At 54.5% G+C, this 20,764-nt stretch carries 18 protein-coding genes; 7 read left to right on the forward strand and 11 right to left on the reverse strand.

Going from position 1 to position 20,764, the window contains the following annotated elements:
- The first annotated feature begins 169 nt into the window (after positions 1 to 169).
- The 3 genes from ACT3RU_RS10605 to ACT3RU_RS10615 all read left to right on the forward strand — a co-directional run bounded on the left by ACT3RU_RS10605 (position 170) and on the right by ACT3RU_RS10615 (position 4,614).
- Positions 170 to 2,635 carry a DUF1266 domain-containing protein gene (locus tag ACT3RU_RS10605; protein ID WP_192527807.1) on the forward strand — a complete coding sequence of 822 codons (2,466 nt, stop codon included), beginning with the start codon at positions 170 to 172 and terminating at the stop codon, positions 2,633 to 2,635.
- A gap of 85 nt (positions 2,636 to 2,720) precedes the next feature.
- Positions 2,721 to 3,365, forward strand: a complete 645-nt coding sequence (locus ACT3RU_RS10610; RefSeq protein WP_192527806.1) for a C40 family peptidase — start codon at positions 2,721 to 2,723, stop codon at positions 3,363 to 3,365.
- Between the two features lie 61 nt (positions 3,366 to 3,426).
- Positions 3,427 to 4,614: an MFS transporter gene (locus ACT3RU_RS10615; protein WP_192527805.1), complete on the forward strand. Its 1,188-nt coding sequence runs from the start codon at positions 3,427 to 3,429 to the stop codon at positions 4,612 to 4,614.
- A 53-nt stretch (positions 4,615 to 4,667) separates the two neighbouring features.
- On the opposite strand, the gene ACT3RU_RS10620 is transcribed toward ACT3RU_RS10615, so the two are convergent.
- A complete protein-coding gene (locus tag ACT3RU_RS10620; RefSeq protein ID WP_172117189.1) occupies positions 4,668 to 5,150 on the reverse strand; it encodes an FKBP-type peptidyl-prolyl cis-trans isomerase in 483 nt (160 codons plus the stop codon).
- Positions 5,151 to 5,328: 178 nt separating this feature from the next.
- Here ACT3RU_RS10620 and ACT3RU_RS10625 point away from each other — a divergent pair, with 178 nt between their 5' ends.
- Entirely contained in the window at positions 5,329 to 5,607 is a 279-nt protein-coding gene (locus ACT3RU_RS10625) for a hypothetical protein (RefSeq protein WP_192527804.1), read from the forward strand.
- A 173-nt stretch (positions 5,608 to 5,780) separates the two neighbouring features.
- Here ACT3RU_RS10625 and ACT3RU_RS10630 read toward each other — a convergent pair whose 3' ends face one another.
- From ACT3RU_RS10630 to ACT3RU_RS10665, 8 genes are all read right to left on the reverse strand, one after another.
- On the reverse strand, positions 5,781 to 6,248 hold the full coding sequence (locus ACT3RU_RS10630; RefSeq protein WP_087106221.1) for an outer membrane lipoprotein: 468 nt from the start codon (positions 6,246 to 6,248) through the stop codon (positions 5,781 to 5,783).
- A gap of 234 nt (positions 6,249 to 6,482) precedes the next feature.
- Entirely contained in the window at positions 6,483 to 8,081 is a 1,599-nt protein-coding gene (locus tag ACT3RU_RS10635; protein WP_172117187.1) for an isocitrate lyase, read from the reverse strand.
- Between the two features lie 333 nt (positions 8,082 to 8,414).
- The gene (locus ACT3RU_RS10640) at positions 8,415 to 9,596 is read right to left on the reverse strand and encodes a cupin domain-containing protein (RefSeq protein ID WP_172117186.1); all 1,182 of its coding nucleotides are present in this window, start codon (positions 9,594 to 9,596) and stop codon (positions 8,415 to 8,417) included.
- A 30-nt stretch (positions 9,597 to 9,626) separates the two neighbouring features.
- Entirely contained in the window at positions 9,627 to 11,015 is a 1,389-nt protein-coding gene (gene purB, locus ACT3RU_RS10645; RefSeq protein ID WP_193054835.1) for an adenylosuccinate lyase, read from the reverse strand.
- Between the two features lie 77 nt (positions 11,016 to 11,092).
- Entirely contained in the window at positions 11,093 to 11,734 is a 642-nt protein-coding gene (gene hflD, locus ACT3RU_RS10650; protein WP_087106212.1) for a high frequency lysogenization protein HflD, read from the reverse strand.
- Complete coding sequence (gene mnmA / locus ACT3RU_RS10655; protein WP_172117184.1) at positions 11,731 to 12,888, reverse strand: tRNA 2-thiouridine(34) synthase MnmA; 1,158 nt, start codon at positions 12,886 to 12,888, stop codon at positions 11,731 to 11,733. The genes hflD and mnmA overlap by 4 nt, the downstream gene beginning before the upstream one ends.
- 73 nt (positions 12,889 to 12,961) lie before the next feature.
- Positions 12,962 to 13,417 carry an NUDIX domain-containing protein gene (locus tag ACT3RU_RS10660; protein ID WP_483392669.1) on the reverse strand — a complete coding sequence of 152 codons (456 nt, stop codon included), beginning with the start codon at positions 13,415 to 13,417 and terminating at the stop codon, positions 12,962 to 12,964.
- Complete coding sequence (locus tag ACT3RU_RS10665; protein ID WP_483392670.1) at positions 13,414 to 14,013, reverse strand: pseudouridine synthase; 600 nt, start codon at positions 14,011 to 14,013, stop codon at positions 13,414 to 13,416. Before ACT3RU_RS10665 ends, ACT3RU_RS10660 begins: the two co-directional genes overlap by 4 nt.
- Before the next feature lie 231 nt (positions 14,014 to 14,244).
- Between ACT3RU_RS10665 and ACT3RU_RS10670 the strand changes: the two genes are divergently transcribed.
- The 3 genes from ACT3RU_RS10670 (at position 14,245) to clpA (ending at position 19,516) form a co-directional block, all read left to right on the forward strand.
- Positions 14,245 to 16,479 (forward strand): NADP-dependent isocitrate dehydrogenase, encoded by a 2,235-nt coding sequence (locus ACT3RU_RS10670; RefSeq protein ID WP_483392671.1) that lies wholly within the window; start codon positions 14,245 to 14,247, stop codon positions 16,477 to 16,479.
- A 315-nt stretch (positions 16,480 to 16,794) separates the two neighbouring features.
- On the forward strand, positions 16,795 to 17,100 hold the full coding sequence (gene clpS, locus ACT3RU_RS10675; protein ID WP_087106453.1) for an ATP-dependent Clp protease adapter ClpS: 306 nt from the start codon (positions 16,795 to 16,797) through the stop codon (positions 17,098 to 17,100).
- Positions 17,101 to 17,239: 139 nt separating this feature from the next.
- Positions 17,240 to 19,516, forward strand: a complete 2,277-nt coding sequence (clpA, locus tag ACT3RU_RS10680) for an ATP-dependent Clp protease ATP-binding subunit ClpA (RefSeq protein ID WP_483392672.1) — start codon at positions 17,240 to 17,242, stop codon at positions 19,514 to 19,516.
- Positions 19,517 to 19,651: 135 nt separating this feature from the next.
- Here clpA and infA read toward each other — a convergent pair whose 3' ends face one another.
- Together infA and ACT3RU_RS10690 are read right to left on the reverse strand one after the other, a co-directional pair.
- Positions 19,652 to 19,870 (reverse strand): translation initiation factor IF-1, encoded by a 219-nt coding sequence (infA, locus tag ACT3RU_RS10685; protein ID WP_007111068.1) that lies wholly within the window; start codon positions 19,868 to 19,870, stop codon positions 19,652 to 19,654.
- Positions 19,871 to 20,017: 147 nt separating this feature from the next.
- A complete protein-coding gene (locus tag ACT3RU_RS10690; protein WP_087106198.1) occupies positions 20,018 to 20,752 on the reverse strand; it encodes an arginyltransferase in 735 nt (244 codons plus the stop codon).
- Positions 20,753 to 20,764 lie beyond the last annotated feature (12 nt).

Raw genomic sequence — 20,764 nt, forward strand, 5'->3', positions numbered from 1 at the left:
GCTTAAGCGGCGCACTGGTTCGATATCATTTGCTGCCCGGCCTTGTGTCGGGCAGTGTCGTTTTGCACCAATCGGTCAGTTTAGCTATCGGTCTTGCCACCACTTTCCGTTACACTAAGGCGCTTTGCTCTAGCGCACTGCTGGTAGATTTTTTGTTTCGAGGTGTCTCTTGGTCGACGCGTTAAACGCTTGGTGGGCCCAACAGCTGGTGCTGTGTGATTGGGCATTTACCCCGCATCCGCTCTCGGTGGATACGCAAGCTGCTGAGCAGCGTTTGCTGCAACTGGGTATTACCAGCCGTAACGAGCTGGCCGAACAGCTTTTTCATGCGTTAGGCGCTTCGACAGGAGAAGCGGACCGCTTATTGGGCGCGCTTGAGTGGTCGGCGTTGGCCGGGGCAGCAGGGTGGTTAAATGCCGATCAGGCTCATGCCTGGGCGCACCATGTTATCCGCCGTATTACCGCTGACTACAGCGATTTACGTGGCTGGCTTTCAGAGCTGCGCCGGGTGCTGGGCGCCAAGGGCTGGGAAACCGGCGCGGATGATCGTTTTATTGACGCCTGCCAGGCACTCTCAGCACTGGAAAGCGAAGACGAAGGGATTACCTGGCAAAGGCTTGAGCATACGCTGGCACAGTTGCCCGCACCGGCGCCGTTATGGCCCCAAGCGGCAGAAGCGCAGGTGTGGCGTTTATGTGCGCTGTTTCGCCCCGTTATTAGCTACCCCGCAGACCGAGCCGATTGGCCGGAAGCCGGCCAATGGCTTGAACGCATTTGGCAGATCAATGACCGCGAGCAGCTACTCGAAGTGGCGCTATGGCTGAGCGCTCAGGGAGAGCGTCAGCGCTGGGATATTGAAGCCCGTGAGCTGCTGGGGATGGATAACGCCCAACGGCTTGCTTGGCAGCAGGATGAAATAGAAGACTCGCCCTACGCGGGTGTCCTCAACGCGTTTGTAAGCCAAGGGGAGCCGCTTGAGTGGGCCGCGTGGGACTGGCTACGGCTGGTGGAGATTGCCTGGGCCGGTGCTTGCTGTGGTTGGTTAAGTCAGGCAGAAGCGGATGATCTTGCATGCCACGCAGCGGACCTGATGAATCATCGCTACCACGACTGGCGCGCTATTCTAAAAGCCTATATGCGCGGTCAGAGCCTTTTTGAGGGTGTCGACCGACGCGATATGACGCCCAACCCTCATCACGTCTTACTGCTCAACGCCGCGCATAGCCCATGGGCCTGCCCGCCCTCTACACTGTTGAATGAGACGAGTCGCCAAGCATCACAACAGCGTGTCAAAGCGTGGCGCAATACGTCCCATCACTGGCTGCTGGCGTTAGCGGGGGTACGTGAACCCGATGTCATGCTGCGCCAGCTAAACCCCGGTGCACCCATTGCCGAGCAGCGCCGAGCAGATGCCGCGCTTTACCTTCAAGAGTCGCTTGGCCTGCATGCGGATGAGGGCCCCGCTGTTCTCGCCCGTTACTGGTTGCCTGCCCAGGCACATCATCTTAATCAGTTAGCGGCCGATGCGGTGCACGGCGTGTTGCCGCCATCACACACGCTGTTTGGTCAGCCCGCGTCAGACGAGTTGAAGCAGCGTAATGCGGTGAAGGGTGTCAGCCGTCATGCGGCAACGATCCATATGGCGGAAAAGTTTGCCTTCTATTTGCACATGTCGCTGGATAGCGGGTTATTCGAGCGTGAGCCGCTGCTTGCTTATGCCCGTGAACTGCGTAGCTGTTTGTGTCGTTTTTACCCTAACCCCAAGCGGTTGCTGGAAGCCTGGTTTGCCTGGGAAAGCTGCTTACCGGAGCCTGAGCATACCTCGTTAATTAACGAGATTGCTTGGCACCTGGAAGATCCAGGGAGCCTCTTTTACTGGCTGGACTGGCGCCCCGATGCCTGGTGCGAGCCAGGCGGACGGCCAACGCTTACCCATTTTACGGCCATGTCACTGGTTGGGCCGCTTAATAGTGCCGTGTGGAGTGAGCCTCAGCCAGAAAGCGCGCGCGAGTGCGCGGACATTAAAGAGTGGGTGGAGAGTCACTATCACTTGAGCAGTGCCGCCGATATGCAAGAGTTTCTAACCTTTATGTTGGAAGCTGGCGACCGCCAGGAGTATCAGATCAACTATGCGCCCTATACGCTGAACCCGGAGCGTCTAGAGGCGGAAATCGCGATTCTGGAATCGGGAGACTGTGCCGAAGAAGATCGTCACCATCTGCTTCGCCTACGGCGTGTGCAGGGTAATGAAGATAGCTGTAATGATGTTGACATGGCCGCATGGGATATTGCTCAGCTTGTCGATTTGGCGATCGCTGCCCGGCAGTTGGGTTGGCTGGAAAGCCAGGCATTTGCCGAGGTTCTTGACCGTGCGTGCCATTTGGCGGCTGATCACTATGCTGGCTGGCAAGAGTATGCCGCAGGAATGTATGCTGGATTCTCGTTTTTTATGGGTGAAACACCCGAACGTGACAGCTTTTTAGCCGGGTTTCGTCAAGCCATGGTGGCTTGGGTATGCGGTGCACCGATCCTTGCGGGCCCTTGGGCAAGCCTCGATTTTCCGGGTAATAAACCGCGCCATTTTGCGCCGCTGCATATCGACACCTTACCCGGTGATTCACGAACATTACATTGAGACTCGCCAACCATGCATTGTCTAGCTTATAGTTTAACGCGTGTTAATTACCCTACCTTCACCATAATAGTACGAGGTTAAGCGCATGGTTGCGTTGCCACACCCCGCTGTGACCGCTGTGACCGCTGTCCGTGTTGTAAGTGTTTGTGTTGTCATTGCTTTTCTGACTGGCTGTGCAGGCTCTTCGCATCAATCTATCGAGCCGCCCGAGGACTATTTCTCGATGACGCTGCCAGGAATGGCGAAAGGCGTTAGTCCTCAGATGTCACCCGTCAGTAATTCGTTAGACCAGTTACGTAGTTTTCAGACACCGCCACCGACTCTGGTGCGCCAGGCACTACTGGAACAGCACCAGCGATGGTCGGGGACGCCTTACCGCATCGGCGGGACGTCAGAACGAGGAATCGACTGTTCGGCGCTGGTACGTAATGTTTATCGCGATACGTTTAATTTAGAACTACCCCGTTCCACTTCGGGCCAGATACATGAGGGACGCTCGATCGACCGCCAAGAGCTGCAGGCGGGCGATCTGGTTTTCTTCCGTCCGCCAGGGCGTTATAACCATGTGGGCATCTATGTCGGAGATGGCTACTTTCTACATGCCTCTACCTCACAAGGCGTCATCATTTCCAGTTTGGATAACAGCTACTGGCAGCGTTATTACTGGCAGTCACGTCGGGCGCTGGAACCCACCAACCTTGCTTATTTAGGCAGTAACTTCACGCCGTGAAGGGGCAGGGCTGTTGGTGTTTCGCTTCCAGCCCCGCAAGTTGTCTACTCCTGGGAATGGCATGATTGAAGCCAAAACACGCGCTTGGTGGCGAGCAACAATGGCCCTGTGTTTAGGGTCATTTCTGGTATTTATTAATCTGTATGTTCCTCAACCGTTACTGCCCGAGCTTAAAACGGCCTACGAGGTGTCTACCTTAGGTGTCAGCCTGCTGATGTCGGTTGCTACGCTGTCGCTTGCCTTGTCCCTGTTGGTCTTTGGACCGCTTTCCGATGCGATAGGCCGTGAAGGCATTATGCGCATCACGCTACTGCTGGCGGGGGGCTGTTCGCTGGCGCTGGCATTTGCCCCGAACTTTGAAAGCCTGCTACTGCTTCGCTTAGTTCAGGGATTTGTATTAGGCGGCCTACCCGCCGTTGCCATTGCCTGGATGGGCGATGCCTTTGAAAAGTCTGCGCTGCTAAGCGCCGTAGGGCTCTATATTGGCGCCAATACGTTGGGCGGTATTAGCGGTCGGGTCGTAGGGGGTGCCGTCGCGGAGATAGGTGGGCCCTCCGCTTCCTTTATTGTGGTTGGGGCGATGACGCTGGTTGGCTGCGCAGTATTTTGGCGCTTATTGCCTAATAGTCATGCGTTTGAGCCCAAGCGTTTTCAGCTTCGCCGCGCGCTGGTAGACCTGGCTGGGCATTTGCGCAACCCGGTGCTGCTTGCAGCCTACTGCCTGGGCGGCATCAATTTTCTTATCTTTATCAATCAATATAGCTACATCACCTTTCGCTTGGCCGCTACACCTTATGCGCTGGCAGCGAGCGGGCTGGGGCTGATTTTCCTGACCTATTTGGGCGGCACTTTTGCATCGGCTATTTCTGGCCGACTGGCCGAGCGCACGTCTCCGGCTACCTGCATGATGGCAGGCGTGGCGATTCTGATGACAGGTACCGCCGTTACTCTGCATGATTCGCTGGTACTAATTATTGTCGGTCTAACGATTAATGCGTTTGGTTTTTTCTTAACGCACTCACTGGCGTCCAGCTGGGTGGGGCGTTATGCCCAAGGCGCGCGTGGCAGTGCGTCAGCCCTTTACCTGGTGTTTTATTACGTGGGCGCAAGTCTCGGTGGCTTCTGGCTGGAGCCTTTTTGGCAGGGAGCTGGCTGGCTTGGTGTGACCTGGGCTTCGTGGATTCTGTTAACGGTTACGTTAACCATCACGCTAGGAATGCGCTGTTTCGAGCGCCGTTGCTGCCTTTAATGAAGGCATAAAAAAGGCAGCCCGCAGGCTGCCTTTTTAGCAAACGTGGGCACTTAGTGCTCAACGCCACCTTCACCGTGCACATGGCCGTGCTCGGTTTCTTCCTGGCTTGCTTCACGTACGGTTGCAATCTCAACGTCAAAGTTAAGTTGCTGGCCTGCCAGCGGGTGATTACCGTCAACGATGACGGTATCGCCTTCGATGTTCTTAACGGTCACCATCAGCGGGCCACCTTGAGTCTGGGCTTGGAACTGCATGCCCGGCTCAATGTTTTCAACGCCCTGAAAAGCATCACGCGGTACTTCTTGTACCAGCTGCTCTTGGACTTCGCCGTAGCCCTCTTCGGGGGATACTTTAACGTTCAGCTTGTCGCCCGCTGCGCGGCCTTCCAGCTCTTTCTCCAGGCCCGGGATGATGTTGCCAGCGCCATGAAGATACGTGAGCGGCTCACGGCCTTCGGAACTGTCGAGCACCTCACCTTCATCGTTGGTCAGGGTATAGTGGAACGCGACAACCGAGTTTTGCGCAATTTGCATTGGATAACCTTTCGGTGAGTGCATGTCCCAATATGGTAACGCGTGAGGCGTGGCTTGTCAGGGGGTAAGCCGGGTTTTTACGCCTGATCGTTAATAGTGGTGTTGCGCCTTGCAGTCACCGGGGATACTCTAAGCCAACAACTTTTCCCTTTTTAAGATCACATTCACTGGAGCTTGCATGACAATCTTCTTTATTTGGCTTATTGCATTTGTCCTGATTGCCTACTTTGCCAATCAGAAGTGGAGCAATGGCCTCAGCCAAGGCCTGGACCGGCTTTTGCCTGGCGTGATGAAAAGCCACGGCGATAACCGCTACTTGTGGGTAACGACGCTGGCTGTATTAGGCGCAACAACGCTGGTTCGTCCGGTGGATATTTTGCTTGTGACTATTTTACTGGCGTTGGTTGGTTGGGTCATTGTGAAACTGGCCGGTTGGGCGAGCAATATGTCCCACTAATTAAGCTATCAAGCGGCGAATGTCATTGCCGCTATGAACATAAAAATGCCCGGCTAAAGATAGCCGGGCATTTTTTTGCGTTAAAACGAATAGCTCACTTAACGTGGTAAATGTTCATCTTACCTGGCGACAAGCCCGAGACCTGTCAACCCGAGCCTATCGGCGAAGCGCTATTAATACGGAGCGACGCTTACGTTTGAGCCACTACCGATCAGGCGAACACGCTGGCCTGCCTGGTAGGCGTGATCAGCTCCTTGTACCACCACCACGTCGCTGCCATCATCAAGGCGGATTTCCATTTCCAGTGCGCTGATGCGGTTGGCGCGGTCTTCAGCAGCGGTGCCCGCAATCGTACCACCCAGAGCACCGGCAACGGTTGCCAACTGACGACCTGAGCCGCCACCCACTTGGCTACCCAACAGGCCACCAATAATGGCGCCGCCGCCACTACCCAGCAAGCCTCCCGCACGGCTATCTGCCTGAATTTGTACGGGCCTTACCGCTACGATGGTTCCATAGGTAACGCTTTGGCTGGTTTTAGCTTGGTTGCCGCGATACACATCACCTGAGTAGGGGGCAGTGTTGGCACACCCGGCCAAGGTCAGGATGCTTAACGCAGCAACAGGTAGTAAACGTTTCATTAAAACCTCCAAGGTATGCAGCTTAAAAAAGTATAATCAGGTGCTTCAAGGGTAGTGCAATGTTTATAAAAAGTAACTGAATTGACTAATTAAGACCAGAGAATATCAAAAGGCCGTAAATCCCAGTGTAGACAGAGAATAAGAAAACAGTGTGCATATCTAACAATAAAAAAAGGAGGCTAAAAAGCCTCCTAAGATAAAGATACTTCGTCGTGGAGTGCGGGTACGGCTACATTAGCCAAACTGGTTCATTGTATTATCTTTGCCGCCCGCTTTAAGCGCTGCGTCGCCGTGGAAGAACTCCTTATGGTCATCGCCAATATTAGAGCCTGCCATATCTTGATGTTTTACCGTGGCAATTCCTTGGCGAATCTCTTCTCGCTGAACACCTTGTACGTAGGCCAGCATACCCTCTTTACCAAAGTAGCCCTTGGCCAGGTTGTCGGTTGAAAGCGCCGCAGTGTGGTAGGTGGGCAGCGTAATAAGATGGTGAAAAATACCCGCTTCACGGGATGAGTCACGCTGGAAATTGCGCGTCCATTCATCCGCCAACTGGCCAAGCTCGGTAGTGTCGTACTCGACACTCATTAGCTTGTCACGCTGATAGGCGGACACATCCTTACCCTCGGCTTGCCAGGCATCGAACACCTGCTGACGGAAATTTAGCGTCCAGTTGAAAGAGGGCGAGTTGTTGTAAACCAACTTGGCATCGGGCACTACTTCGCGGATACGGTTGACCATGCTGGCAATTTGCCCAACGTGGGGCTTTTCCGTTTCGATCCACAGCAAGTCGGCGCCATTTTGCAGGCTGGTAATACAGTCAAGAATGACGCGGTCTTCACCCGATCCAGCTTTAAACTGATAAAGGCCTGATGCCAAACGCTTGGGTTTGACCAGCTTGCCGTGTTGCTTGATAACCACATCGCCATTATTGATATCGGCAGCATTCTCGATAACGTCACCATCCAGAAAGCTGTTGTACTGATCGCCGAGGTCGCCTGGCTCATGGGTCACAGCAATCTTCTGGGTCAGCCCAGCGCCCAACGAGTCCGTACGAGCAACGATAACGCCATCTTCCACGCCGAGCTCAAGAAACGCGTACCGGACAGCGTTAATTTTGGCTAGAAAATCCTCGTGCGGAACCGTGACCTTGCCATCCTGGTGGCCGCACTGTTTCTCGTCAGACACCTGGTTTTCGAGCTGAATGCAGCATGCGCCGGCTTGAATAAACTTCTTCGCTAGCAGATAGGTGGCTTCCGCATTACCAAAACCGGCATCAATGTCGGCAATAATAGGCACGATATGAGTATCATAATTGTCGATTTTGCTAATGACTTCCTGCTCTTTGGCGCTGTCACCGCTGGATTTTGCGTCATCCAGCGCGCGGAAAAGATGATTAAGCTCCCAGGCATCAGCCTGCTTCAAAAAGGTGTAAAGCTCCTCAATCAGGTTAGCGACCGAGGTTTTCTCATGCATGGACTGGTCGGGAAGGGGGCCAAATTCGGAACGTAGGGCAGCGACCATCCAGCCCGAAAGGTAGAGGTAGCGGCGCTTGGTGGTGCCGAAATGCTTTTTGATGGAGATCATCTTCTGCTGACCAATAAAACCGTGCCAGCAGCCTAGCGACTGCGTGTACTGTGCCGTATCGGCATCGTAGGCAGCCATGTCATTGCGCATTATCTTGGCGGTATAGCGCGCAATATCGAGCCCTGTATGGAAACGGTTTTGAGCACGCATTCGCGCTGCATGTTCAGGCTTAATCGCCTCCCACTTGCCGCTTTGGGCCTCACGTAATTGAGCGATGGCTTTAATATCGTTGAGCAGTCCAGACATGAGCAATTCCTCCAGGGTTAAACAGCACTTCGCAAGGTTGTGTTTGTGCTGCGCTTGCGAAAACGTTATCAGCGTCTACCGGCGGTAAGGCGTGGTTTCTGTCTAGGCAGAGATACCTGGTAGCGCTGCAGTGCAATAACTATTGACGACAAGGAGGGATTCAACAATTGACACTTGGAGGCAGACGGGGTTGTAACTTGACGACAGAGGGTTAACAAAATGGCGTGTTTGTGTAGTCGTTTTTCGTCAGGCGCGTCACCGGCCCATAAAAAAACGCCATCCGAAGATAGCGTTTGGTGCTCAATATTGAGAGACGTTGGGTAGGTGTTGGATCTACTCTTCGTCCTCTTCTTCATCCATAAAGCCCATGCTGCCAGTGTTAACCAACTGGGTAAGTAACGCCGCCGCACCGTCAAGCTCAAGAACGTCTTCATAGAAGGGAGCCGATTCTGATAGGCGCTTGGCAAGTGCTTCAGAGCAGGAATGACCATCGCCATCGACAAACAGCGTGGTACCGCGCGAATCGCTGCGCCAGGCAAAGCGTGAACCGGGCATTGCAAAAAGCGGCTCACCCGCTTGCAGGTGCGCAACCAGCGCTGCTTCATCCAACGGCGACTCCAGCGGAGCGACCTGATCCATGTATTTGGGTTGCGTCATCACGCGGCCAAACCACTGTGCCATTTGCTCAGGGTTGTCCAGCGTTGACAGCATAAACTGGCGCATGCGCTCGATAGCCGCATCATCCAGCTCACCGGCCTGGCTTGCGGGCGCCATGCCCGCATCGCTGTAGCGCTTTGACGCGGGCAACTGCTCGCCCAGGTAATCCGCATAAGAGGTAATGGACTCATCGGCAGAGGGTGCGCGAAAGCCTACCGAAATCGTCATGCAGTCATCGGTCTGGCTGACGCCGTGATGTGCCCAACCCGGCGGAAGATACAGCATATCGCCTGGTGCCAATGTCCAGTCTGAGTCTGGTTCAACCTCAAAGGTTTCCAGGATACGCAGGTCAATGCCCTGAATAATCGGGGCGTCATCGGACTGCTTACCCCCCAGCTGCCAACGGCGGTGACCGCTGGCTTGTAGTAAAAAGACATCGTACTGGTCGATATGCGGGCCGACGTTGCCACCTGGCGGTGCATAGCTGATCATAATATCGTCTAACCGCCAGCGTGGCAGAAAGTCGAATTCATCCATCAGCGCAGCAACCGCCGGTACATAGTGGTCAACCGCCTGCACTAACAGGCTCCAGTGGCCTTCAGGCAGGCGCTCAAACGTAGCTTCATCAAGCGGGCCATGAGAAACCTGCCAAGCCCTGTCGGGGCCTTTCTCTTCTACCAGGCGCGCTTCTACACCCGGTTCACAAGCAAGGCCCGCCAGTTCATCAGGATCAATCGGGCTTAGAAAGTCAGGTATAGCGCCACGAATCAGCAGCGGTTTCTGTTGCCAGTAGTGGGCCAGGAAGTCCTCGGGCGTTAAATCGCCCAGCAGGGTAAGTGGCTTATCGTGTTGGCTCATGGCGGTATCCTAATTGAGTGGCCGCAGCGCTTATGACAAGCTGCCCAGGCGTTGAGTAAGTGCTTCAGCTTGCGCTTGTGCATTACCAATATAGCTTGCCGGGGAGAGCTCTTTAAGCGCTGCTTTAACGTCGTCTGGCAGCTCAAGGGTATCAATGAAGGCGGCAAAGCCTGCCTGATCAATACGCTTGCCACGTGTCAGCTCTTTAAGTTTTTCGTAGGGTTTTTCAATACCGTAGCGGCGCATAACGGTTTGAATCGGCTCGGCCAGCACTTCCCAGCTGTTATCCAGGTCGGCGGCCAGGCGCTCAGGGTTGGCTTCCAGTTTGCTGATGCCTTTTAAGCTGGCGTGATAGCCAATCAGGCCATACGCCAAACCTACACCTAAATTGCGCAGCACGGTGGAGTCGGTCAAGTCGCGTTGCCAGCGGGAAATGGGCAGTTTTTGCGCCAGGTGAGCAAGCACGGCGTTCGCCAGGCCGAGATTGCCTTCCGAGTTTTCAAAGTCGATCGGGTTAACCTTGTGCGGCATCGTAGACGAGCCGATTTCGCCTTCAACCGTGCGCTGCTTGAAGTAACCCAGCGAAATATAGCCCCAAACGTCACGATCAAAGTCGATCAAAATGGTGTTGAAACGGCATACCGCATCGAACAGCTCGGCAATGTAGTCGTGCGGCTCAATTTGCGTCGTGTAGGGGTTGAAGCTTAGTCCCAGCCCTTCGACGAAGGTGCGCGCATTGGCTTCCCAGTCGATGTCGGGGTAGGTGGTTAAGTGAGCATTATAGTTGCCAACGGCGCCGTTGATTTTACCCAAAATTTCAACGCGTTCGATCTGCTTGAGCTGGCGCTTTAAGCGGTAGGCCACGTTAGCCATCTCTTTGCCAAGCGTGGTGGGGCTTGCCGTTTGGCCGTGGGTGCGCGAGAGCATCGGCTGAGCAGCGTGGGTAATCGCGAGCTTGGCCACTTCATCGGCTACTTCGTGCATGGTGGGCAACAGTGCTTTAAGGCCATCGGCCAGCATTACACCGTAAGACAGATTGTTGATGTCTTCCGAGGTGCACGCAAAGTGAATGAACTCGGTCACTGCGTTCAATTCGGCGTTGCCAGCAATTTTCTCTTTCAGGAAGTACTCGACGGCTTTCACATCATGATTGGTCGTCCGCTCAATCTCTTTGATACGTTCGGCATCAGCAATCGAAAATTCACTCACTAACTGCTCAAGAAAGGCGGTCGCCTCGGCGGAGAGAGGCGGCACTTCAACGATTTGATGGTGCTCCGCCATGCGCTGCAACCAGCGTACTTCCACAATTACGCGGGCGCGTATCAGGCCAAATTCACTGAAGTGTTCGCGCAGCGCGGACGCTTTGGCGCTGTAGCGACCGTCAACAGGAGAGAGAGCAGTCAAAGCGGAGAGTTGCATGGCATCGTTTCCAAGTAGTTCAAGAACAGGTGAGTCGGGAAAAAGTAAAGAGGCGCAATATCCGCCATTTAAAAGCGTTAACCGAGGCTATCCAGCGCACGGCGCAGAGCTTTGCGCTGAAAAATCAACTTCCAGCGGCGTCCACCCTGCTGATGCCATAAGAGCCCAAACCGAATGCCTGACAATAAGCAGGCACGCACGCGTTCCGGCATCATACGGCTTTGCAGTAATGAGGGGTCACCCTGCACTACAATGCGCGTTTTAAACGTGGAAACCGTCTCCTTGTAAGCTTCGCCGAGGCTTGAGATGACGTTTTCATGGGTAGCGCTAAAGTGTTCGGCCTGACCCTGAATACGGGTAAGGTGCTGGCCCAGAGAATCCATCATGTCGTTGTTGGTGCGCAGCTTATTCATGACCAGTAAAATCGTAAAACCGTAGCGCAGCACTACCGGGTTGGCCTGCTTACGGCCTACCAGCGCCTCAAGCGTTTCAAGGCCACGGCGCAGGTTGTTGGGGTGGCCGCCATAGATCGCTTCAAAGCTTTCCGGGTTGGTATCCACGGTCGCTTCAATCAGCGTGTCCCAGGAGCGGGTATCCACTTGGCCGGTGCGCGCTAGCTCATCCACCAGGCTGGCTGCTTGAAACACACCGGCCAGGGCAAGTGCCTGGCGTATAGCGGGTGAGTCAGGCGCCCGGTGAATGGGAGTGGGGGTGCTCATGCGGCAGTCTCCGTGGCATTCCATGTCGCGCGAATAACGCCGCCGCCCAAACAGATATCGCCATCGTAAAGTACCAACGATTGGCCGGGCGTCACCGCCCACTGCGGGTCATCGAACGTCACTTCAACGCCGCCATCGGGCAACGTGCGCATTTCGCAGGGGCAGTCGCTCTGCCGGTAGCGGGTTTTGGCGGTAAACCGGCCTGACGCTGCGGGTGGTTCGCCTGCGACCCAGTCCATGGCCTCGGTGGCCAACGTATCCGAAAAAAGCAGCGGATGATGCTTGCCTTGTACCACGACCAGTACGTTGCGCTCTAAATCTTTTGTCGCTACGTACCATGGGTCTTCAGAGTAGTTGGCCAGCCCGCCAATCCCCAGCCCTTGGCGCTGTCCCAGGGTGTAGTACATCAGCCCCATGTGGTCGCCAATTACATCGCCTTCAGGTGTCTCAATCTTGCCGGGTTGCGCGGGTAGATACTGCTGTAAAAAGTCACGGAAGCGCCGTTCGCCGATAAAGCAGATACCCGTGGAATCTTTCTTTTTGGCGGTGATCAGGTCGTGTTCTTCGGCAAGCGCACGAACGGCGGGTTTTTCCAGCTCACCCACCGGGAATAGCGTGCGGGCGATAGCCGCTTCGGGCACCGCGTGCAGGAAGTAGCTCTGATCCTTGTTACCGTCCAGCCCTTTAAGCAGGCGCGGGCGAACACCGCTGGTGCCTTGGCGAACTCGTCCTTCACGCACATAGTGGCCGGTGGCGATCTTCTCGGCGCCCAGCATTTCGGCGTACTCAAGAAACACCTTGAACTTGATTTCCCGGTTGCACAGGATGTCGGGATTGGGCGTACGCCCGGCCTTGTACTCTTCCAGGAAGTGCTCAAACACGTTATCCCAGTACTCGGCGGCAAAGTTAGCCGTATGCAGCTTGATGCCCAGCTTGGCACATACTGCTTCGGCGTCGGCAAGGTCTTCCTTTGCCGTGCAGTATTCAGTGCCGTCGTCTTCGTCCCAGTTCTTCATGAACAGGCCTTCCACCTCGTAACCCTGCTGCTGCAGGATAAGAGCGGAGACAGACGAATCGACGCCACCCGACATGCCGACAATTACTTTGCCTGCGGCGGGCGCCTCGGTAGTGGGCGAGCCATTGGTGGATGTCATTGGCATCCTCGGTTGAAGTGGTATGCAATTAGGCGGTGATTATACACGATGGGGGGTTGGTGCTTCGAGTGCTTCACTCTTGAATGACGCTTAATGGATAGCTGCGTTCGCAGATAGCGTCCTCAATGCGTTTGAGTACCAAGGGGCTTCTTAAGCGGTTTTCGTCTTTTAATGCGCGAATTTCGTCAAGCGTTAGCCAGTGGGTCGCCACAATGTCACGGTCCAGTGGGGTGTTTAGCTGCTTAAGCGGCTCGGCAAGAAACCCGTGGCTGTGAAAGGTCTGGCCATTCTTTGCGTGAAAAACATATAGCCCCAAATAGCCCGTAAGCGTCACCTGCCAGGCCGTCTCTTCTTGCACTTCCCGTACTATTGCCGCCATAGGGCCTTCGCCCAACTCAATATGTCCCGCCGGTTGGTTAAAAACGGTATTTGGACCGCCCTTGGCTTCTTCAACCAGTAAAAAGCGGTCGTGACGTTGAATAACACAGGCGGCCGTGCTGTGAATGGCACTGCTTCGAGTAGCGCTCATGAGGGCTTTCGCTGGCGCGAGGCAGGCGGTTTGCCCGAGCGCTGGGGGCTTGGGGCATGCAGGGTTTCCTTGCGCCATTCACCAGGCTGTAAATCACCCAACTGCCAGGCGCCTATCGAGGCACGAATCAAGCGTAGCGTGGGAAACCCGACGTGGGCGGTCATTCGGCGTACCTGGCGGTTACGGCCCTCGCTAATGGTCAGTTCCAACCAGCTAGTGGAGGGGTGGCGCTTGGGGTCGATGGCCGGTTCGCGGGGGGCAAGTGCCGGTGGCGCTATTAGTCGAGCTTTGGCAGGGCGGGTAGGGCCATCCTTCAGCGTAATCCCGGCCCGCAACGCATTAAGCGCGGCGTCGTCGATCAGGCCTTCAAGCTGTACCCAATAGGTTTTGGGTTGCTTGTGGCGAGGGTGCGCAATTCGATGGATGAGCGCGCCGTCATCACTGAGTAACAGGAGACCTTCAGAGTCATAATCAAGTCGCCCAGCCGCATAAATACCGGGCACGTCAATAACATTAGCCAGGGTGGCTCGCCCTTCGTTATCGGTAAATTGGGAGAGCATGCGGTAGGGTTTGTGGAGTAAATATAGGCTGCTCATAAAGTCTCTTACATCGTGCGCCAGATTTGTCGACAATCTCTCATGCGGTTAAAGTGCAGCGCTGGTATACTCCTGCGTGACCGCTGGAGTCGTCGTCAACACCACCGAAGTGATATCAAGGCAGCCAGATTGAGCTGCTCAGCGCGCTTCGCGGCACGGTCTATCGTCGAATGAGCCGCGTAGCTTAGGATTTTATAACTAAAGCGACAGAGAAAAGAGGTTAACGCAAAAATGTCCCAAACGCCGAAGATCATTTATACGCTTACCGACGAAGCCCCTGCGCTCGCGACATATTCCCTGTTACCGATTATCGATGCTTTTACAGACCCGGCCGGGATTGAAGTCGAGACACGCGACATTTCATTGGCGGCACGTGTTCTGGCCCAGTTCCCTGACCTGCTTAACGACGAGCAGCGCGTTAGTGATGACCTGGCAGAACTTGGCAAGTTAGCGACTACGCCTGAAGCCAATATTATTAAGCTGCCCAATATCAGCGCCTCTGGCCCGCAGCTGAAAGCCACAATCAAAGAGCTTCAAGGCCAAGGCTACCCGCTGCCGGAGTACCCGGAAGAGCCTAAAAACGACGAAGAAAAAGCTATCAAGGCGGCTTACGACAAGGCCAAAGGTAGTGCGGTAAACCCGGTGCTGCGTGAAGGTAACTCTGACCGCCGTGCGCCGAAGTCGGTCAAGAACTACGCGCGCAAGTACCCGCATCGCATGGGCGAGTGGAGCGGCGACTCTCAGTCTCACGTGGCTCACATGAGCGAAGGCGACTTCTACGGCAGCGAGCAATCCGCCGTCATGGAAAAAGCGGGCAAGCTCAAGATCGAACTGCAGCAAAAAGATGGCACTAAAACGGTCTTGAAAGAAGGCCTGGCCGTTCTTGAAGGCGAAGTGATTGACGCTGCCTGCATGAGCAGCCGCCGCCTGCGCAGTTTTATCGACAGCGAAATCAACGATGCCAAAGTGCGCAACGTGCTGTTCTCGCTCCACCTGAAAGCCACCATGATGAAGGTTTCCGACCCGATCATGTTTGGCATCGTGGTTGAAGAGTTCTACAAAGCCGCACTTGAAAAGCACGCCGATGCGCTGAAGTCAGCTGGCTTTAACCCTAATAGCGGTATTGGCGATCTCTACAGTGCCATTGAGTCGCTGCCAAGTGACCAGCAAGACGCTATCAAAGGTGATATCGAAGCGCTTTATAAAGAGCGTCCGCCGATGGCAATGGTGAACTCCCACAAGGGCATTACCAATCTTCACGTACCTTCTGATGTGATCATTGACGCCTCCATGCCGGCGATGATTCGTGATTCCGGTAAAATGTGGGGCGCTGACGATCAACTGCACGACACCAAAGCGGTTATTCCGGATCGTTGCTACGCGACTATCTACCAGGCGGTGATCGAAGATTGCAAAAAGCACGGTGCGTTTGACCCGACCACCATGGGTAGCGTGCCTAACGTGGGCCTGATGGCGCAAAAAGCCGAAGAGTACGGCTCCCACGACAAAACCTTCCAGATCGCTGCCGACGGCACCGTAGTGGTTACCGACGAAAACGGCAATACGCTGTTTAGTCATGACGTTGAAGCGGGCGACATCTGGCGTATGTGCCAGGCCAAAGATGCGCCGATTCAGGATTGGGTGAAACTTGCGGTGACGCGTGCGCGCGAAAGCGGCGTTCCGGCTATTTTCTGGCTGGATGCTAACCGCGCTCATGATGCGCAACTGATCAAGAAGGTAGAAGCGTACCTTAAGGATCACGATACCAACGGCCTGGATATTCGTATCCTGGCGCCGGTCGATGCCATGGCCGTATCGCTTGAGCGTATCCGCAAAGGCGAAGACACCATTTCTGTCACCGGCAACGTACTGCGCGACTACCTGACCGACTTGTTCCCGATCATGGAGCTGGGCACCAGTGCGAAGATGCTGTCTATCGTTCCGCTGATGAATGGTGGTGGTCTGTTTGAAACTGGCGCGGGCGGTAGTGCTCCCAAGCACGTTCAGCAGTTCCTGGAAGAGAACCACCTGCGTTGGGACTCGCTGGGCGAATTCCTCGCGCTGGCGGCATCGCTTGAGCACCTGGGCAGCACCTTCGGCAACGCACGTGCCACCGTGCTGGCGAAAACGCTTGATGAAGCCAACGGCAAGTTCCTGGATAGCAACAAGTCGCCTTCACGTAAGGTAGGTGAGCTTGATAACCGTGGTAGCCACTTCTACTTGGCGCTTTATTGGGCAGAAGCGCTGGCCGCTCAGAATGACGATGCTGAACTGAAAGCACTGTTTGCTAAGTTGGCCGAGAAGCTGGAAGCCAATGAGCAAACCATCGTTGCAGAACTTAACGATGTTCAAGGAAAAGCCGTTGATATTCAGGGCTATTTCCGTCCGAACGGTGAGCTGGCAAGCCAAGCCATGCGCCCGAGCAAAACGCTGAACGATGCGTTAGCCGTGGTGGCAAAAGGTTAAGGCCAAAATGCCCTCGTTAATGGGGGCGTGAAAGCGAAACCCTCGTTCCAATAAAGAACGGGGGTTTTTGACTTTTGAAGTATGATATTTTGGATGCCATGTGAACCCTTGTAGAACTTAAGCGTCATAGTCTTTGACGGGTTACCCTTGCGGCTGCAAAGGTGGAGTCGTTCCGACTAGGTCGTTTTATGCGTCTTGAGAGAACCAACAGTGCGATCTATGTCTATTCCAATGTTTGATATGACAATGTTCGGTATGACGACGGTTGATGTAACCGCAATGTCATATGCGATGGCTGGCATGACGCGGCCCGAAATGCCTGATGATGGGGATGTAGCGACTCAGTCTGCTGAGCCCGCTTTAGCGCAACCGCCTCTTTACAAGGTCGTGCTGCATAACGACGACTACACGCCCATGGATTTTGTTATTGAAGTGCTGCAAGAATTTTTCAGTATGGATAGCGAAAAAGCGGTGCAAACGATGCTGGCGGTGCATACCCAAGGAAAAGCGACCTGTGGTGTCTTTACGCGAGACATTGCAGAGACCAAATGTCATCAGGTTAATGAGTATGCACGTGAGTGCGAACACCCGTTAATGAGTGATATTGAAGCCGCAAATTGAAAGGGTTGATAAAAATTTGTTGGTGAGGCTTGCAACCCTGCCATTTGTACCCGATGTTGAAAGTGCCGGTCGACTAAATTGATCCGACGCAAGTCCTAGGTGGCGAAATGCCCTAGGTAGTAGCGAAAAGGGGACTGCCATGCTGAGCAAAGAACTTGAACTGACCCTGAACACGGCTTTTACCGTGGCACGCTCAAAGCGCCACGAGTTCATGACCGTTGAGCACCTACTGTTAGCGTTGCTGGATAATGCCTCAGCAGTTGATGTCTTAAAAGCGTGTGGGGCAAACCTCGACAAGCTGCGGTCCGATCTGCAGGATTTTATTAATTCAACCACACCGCTTATTCCCGAAGGCAGTGGGGACCGTGAAACGCAGCCAACGCTTGGTTTTCAGCGTGTGCTACAGCGGGCGGTTTTCCATGTTCAGTCGTCAGGCAAAAGCGAAGTTACCGGCGCCAATGTATTGGTAGCCATTTTTTCTGAGCAGGAAAGCCAAGCGGTCTATTTCCTCAAGCAGCAAAGCGTTGCCCGTGTCGATGCGGTTAACTACATCGCCCACGGCATTTCCAAAGTAGCAGGCCATGGCCAAGCGCAGCCATCATCACCGCAAGAGGGTGAGGACGTTGAAGAAGGCACAAGTGAAGGTGGTGCACATCCGCTGACGGGATATGCCACTAACCTGAACGAGCAAGCCCGGCTGGGAAAAATTGACCCGTTAATTGGCCGCGACCACGAGCTTGAGCGCGTTGTACAGATTCTGGCGCGTCGGCGTAAAAACAACCCGCTGCTAGTGGGTGAGGCTGGCGTGGGCAAGACTGCTGTGGCCGAAGGCCTTGCCAAACGTATCGTTGAAGAAGATGTTCCAGACGTTATTGCAGACGCCGTGGTTTATTCGCTGGATATGGGCGCGCTGCTTGCCGGAACCAAGTACCGCGGCGATTTTGAAAAGCGTTTGAAAAGCCTGTTGAGCGAGCTGCGCAAGCAGCCCAATGCTGTACTGTTTATCGATGAAATTCATACGATTATCGGTGCGGGCGCCGCGTCCGGTGGCGTAATGGATGCCTCTAACCTGCTGAAGCCGTTGCTCTCCTCGGGCGAGCTGCGCTGTATTGGCTCCACGACGTTCCAGGAATTCCGCGGTATTTTTGAAAAAGATCGTGCATTGGCGCGTCGCTTCCAGAAAGTCGACGTACTCGCGCCCTCGGTTGACGATACGATCAAAATTCTTAAAGGCCTGCGCTCACGCTTTGAAGAGCACCATGAGCTTAAGTACACCGATGGTGCGCTGGAAAGCGCGGCACGCTTGGCTGACCGTTACATCAACGACCGTCATTTGCCGGATAAGGCCATTGACGTCATTGACGAGGCGGGCGCTCACCAGCGGCTATTGCCACCTGAAGTGCGCAAAAACACCATTGACGTAGAGCAAGTGGAAGCCATTGTGGCCTCTATTGCGCGTATCCCGCCGAAGAGCGTTTCAAGCTCGGACCGCAAACTGCTTGAGAAGCTCGATCGAGACCTGAAAATGCTGGTGTTCGGTCAGGACGAAGCCATTGATACGCTCTCTGCCGCTATCAAGCTTTCGCGTGCAGGGCTTAAATCCCCCGATAAGCCGGTAGGTAGCTTCCTGTTTGCTGGGCCGACGGGTGTAGGTAAAACCGAAGTGGCCAAGCAGCTTGCCCATATCATGGGTATCGAGCTTGTGCGCTTTGATATGTCGGAGTACATGGAGCGTCACACCGTATCGCGCTTGATCGGTGCGCCTCCCGGCTATGTCGGGTATGACCAGGGCGGGCTTTTAACCGAAGCAGTGACCAAACAGCCGCACTGCGTACTGTTGTTGGATGAAATTGAGAAAGCGCACCCTGAAGTCTTTAACCTGCTGCTGCAGGTAATGGATCATGGCCGCCTGACCGATAACAACGGACGTGAAGCCGACTTCCGCCATGTTATTGTCATCATGACGTCTAACGCAGGTGCCGAGCAGGCCTCGCGTCGCTCTATCGGTTTCCAAAGCCAGGATCACTCAACCGATGCGATGGAAGTCATCCGCCGTACGTTCTCGCCGGAGTTCCGTAACCGCTTGGACGGTATCATTCAGTTCCATGCGTTACCGACGTCTGTTGTGCGTAACGTGGCCGACAAGTTCTTGATTGAGCTGCAGGCGCAGCTGGACGAGAAGCGTGTACAGCTCGAGGTTGATGATGCAGCTCGGGATTGGTTGGCCGAGAAAGGCTACGATCCGGATATGGGTGCTCGCCCCATGGCGCGCTTGATTCAAGAGAAGCTGAAAAAGCCGCTTGCCGAAATGATTCTGTTTGGCGAGCTGGCCGATAATGGCGGTATTGTGCATGTCAGTCTGGAGGAGGGGGAACTGCATCTCTCCACCGAGACTGAGATGGCGGATGCGCCCTGAAAAGGGCGCTAAGATCGCCTTAATGTGTAGCGCCTAATCATACCGTAATGCACAGCGCCCTGTCTTCGACGGGGCGTTGTCGTAAACAGGTAACGGCGCCGTACTGCGTGCTGGCTGAAAAGGCGTTATAAAGGCTTAGCGCGAACGGTAGACAATGCGGCCTTTGGAAAGATCGTACGGCGTTAGTTCCACTTTCACTTTATCGCCCGTCAGAATGCGGATATAGTTTTTACGCATTTTTCCGGAGATATGAGCGGTTACAACGTGACCGTTCTCAAGCTCAACACGGAACATGGTGTTGGGAAGGGTATCAACGATAACACCTTCCATTTCAATATGATCTTCGCGTGCCATATAGGCAGATCCTCACTTATTTAACGTAGTTAGCAAACCAAAACCGTTTCAGGTTTTAAGGGCCAAAGGGCTGGCACTTAAGAAACAGCGCTATATTGTGCCGTAAGCCCGTCGTCAAGGCAAAAAAGCTGGCTTAATTTGCTCGCTTTAGCGAATTAAAGGCCGCCAATAACGCCCATCCAGTACTTCAATGGGAGAAAAATCCTGCTTGTAGCGCATTTTACGACACTCTTCGATCCAGTACCCTAAATACAGGTGGGGCAGGCCTTTTTCACGCGTCAGCGCAATGAGCTGAAGGATAGCAAGTGTGCCTAACGAGCGCCTGTCTAGAGCATCGCCAACGCCAAAAAACGTGTAAATGGCCGAAAGACCATGCTCTAGCTGATCAAATGCCGATACGGCCACTAGCTCCGAGCCTGCATACAGCTCCAGCAGGTAGGCATACGGCTCCTCCAGGGTTAAAAACGTGCGGTACTGTTCACGATTGGGTGGGTACATGTCACCATCGGCATGGCGATGGCGAATATAGTGTGCATAGAGCTCATAGTGTCGCGCCTCATAGCGTGCAGGAACGACGCGGGTGGTGATATCTGCGTTACGTCGCCATACCTTGCGCTGGGAGCGGTTGGGCGCAAAGGGCTCAACAGGAATACGCACGGACTGGCAGGCATTACAGTTTTCACAGTGGGGCCGGTAGAGATGCCGACCGCTGCGCCGAAACCCGAGTAGCGCAAGCGAGTCATATACGCCCCGAACGGGAGACTCTTGCGGGTCAAGAAAAAGCGTTGTCGCTTCTTTGCCGGGTAAATAGCTACAGGCATGAGGCACGGTAAGGAAGAAGCGCAGATCCCGCACCGGTCGACGCGGAGTATTACTACTCAAAGCTTGCCCTCC

It is taken from the genome of Halomonas sp. TP35 (assembly GCF_052375975.1).
GTDB classification, from domain to species: domain Bacteria; phylum Pseudomonadota; class Gammaproteobacteria; order Pseudomonadales; family Halomonadaceae; genus Vreelandella; species Vreelandella citrativorans.

Excerpts from the sequence above, each read along its gene's own strand:
- clpA (WP_483392672.1), top strand. The coding sequence starts at position 17,240 with ATGCTGAGCAAAGAACTTGAACTGACCCTGAACACGGCTTTTACCGTG.
- ACT3RU_RS10620 (WP_172117189.1), bottom strand. The coding sequence starts at position 5,150 with ATGCAAATTGCGCAAAACTCGGTTGTCGCGTTCCACTATACCCTGACC.
- ACT3RU_RS10660 (WP_483392669.1), bottom strand. The coding sequence starts at position 13,417 with ATGAGCGCTACTCGAAGCAGTGCCATTCACAGCACGGCCGCCTGTGTT.
- ACT3RU_RS10625 (WP_192527804.1), top strand. The coding sequence starts at position 5,329 with ATGACAATCTTCTTTATTTGGCTTATTGCATTTGTCCTGATTGCCTAC.
- ACT3RU_RS10665 (WP_483392670.1), bottom strand. The coding sequence starts at position 14,013 with ATGAGCAGCCTATATTTACTCCACAAACCCTACCGCATGCTCTCCCAA.
- hflD (WP_087106212.1), bottom strand. The coding sequence starts at position 11,734 with ATGAGCACCCCCACTCCCATTCACCGGGCGCCTGACTCACCCGCTATA.
- infA (WP_007111068.1), bottom strand. The coding sequence starts at position 19,870 with ATGGCACGCGAAGATCATATTGAAATGGAAGGTGTTATCGTTGATACC.
- purB (WP_193054835.1), bottom strand. The coding sequence starts at position 11,015 with ATGCAACTCTCCGCTTTGACTGCTCTCTCTCCTGTTGACGGTCGCTAC.
- ACT3RU_RS10640 (WP_172117186.1), bottom strand. The coding sequence starts at position 9,596 with ATGAGCCAACACGATAAGCCACTTACCCTGCTGGGCGATTTAACGCCC.
- mnmA (WP_172117184.1), bottom strand. The coding sequence starts at position 12,888 with ATGACATCCACCAATGGCTCGCCCACTACCGAGGCGCCCGCCGCAGGC.
- ACT3RU_RS10635 (WP_172117187.1), bottom strand. The coding sequence starts at position 8,081 with ATGTCTGGACTGCTCAACGATATTAAAGCCATCGCTCAATTACGTGAG.
- ACT3RU_RS10670 (WP_483392671.1), top strand. The coding sequence starts at position 14,245 with ATGTCCCAAACGCCGAAGATCATTTATACGCTTACCGACGAAGCCCCT.
- clpS (WP_087106453.1), top strand. The coding sequence starts at position 16,795 with ATGCCTGATGATGGGGATGTAGCGACTCAGTCTGCTGAGCCCGCTTTA.
- ACT3RU_RS10630 (WP_087106221.1), bottom strand. The coding sequence starts at position 6,248 with ATGAAACGTTTACTACCTGTTGCTGCGTTAAGCATCCTGACCTTGGCC.
- ACT3RU_RS10610 (WP_192527806.1), top strand. The coding sequence starts at position 2,721 with ATGGTTGCGTTGCCACACCCCGCTGTGACCGCTGTGACCGCTGTCCGT.
- ACT3RU_RS10615 (WP_192527805.1), top strand. The coding sequence starts at position 3,427 with ATGATTGAAGCCAAAACACGCGCTTGGTGGCGAGCAACAATGGCCCTG.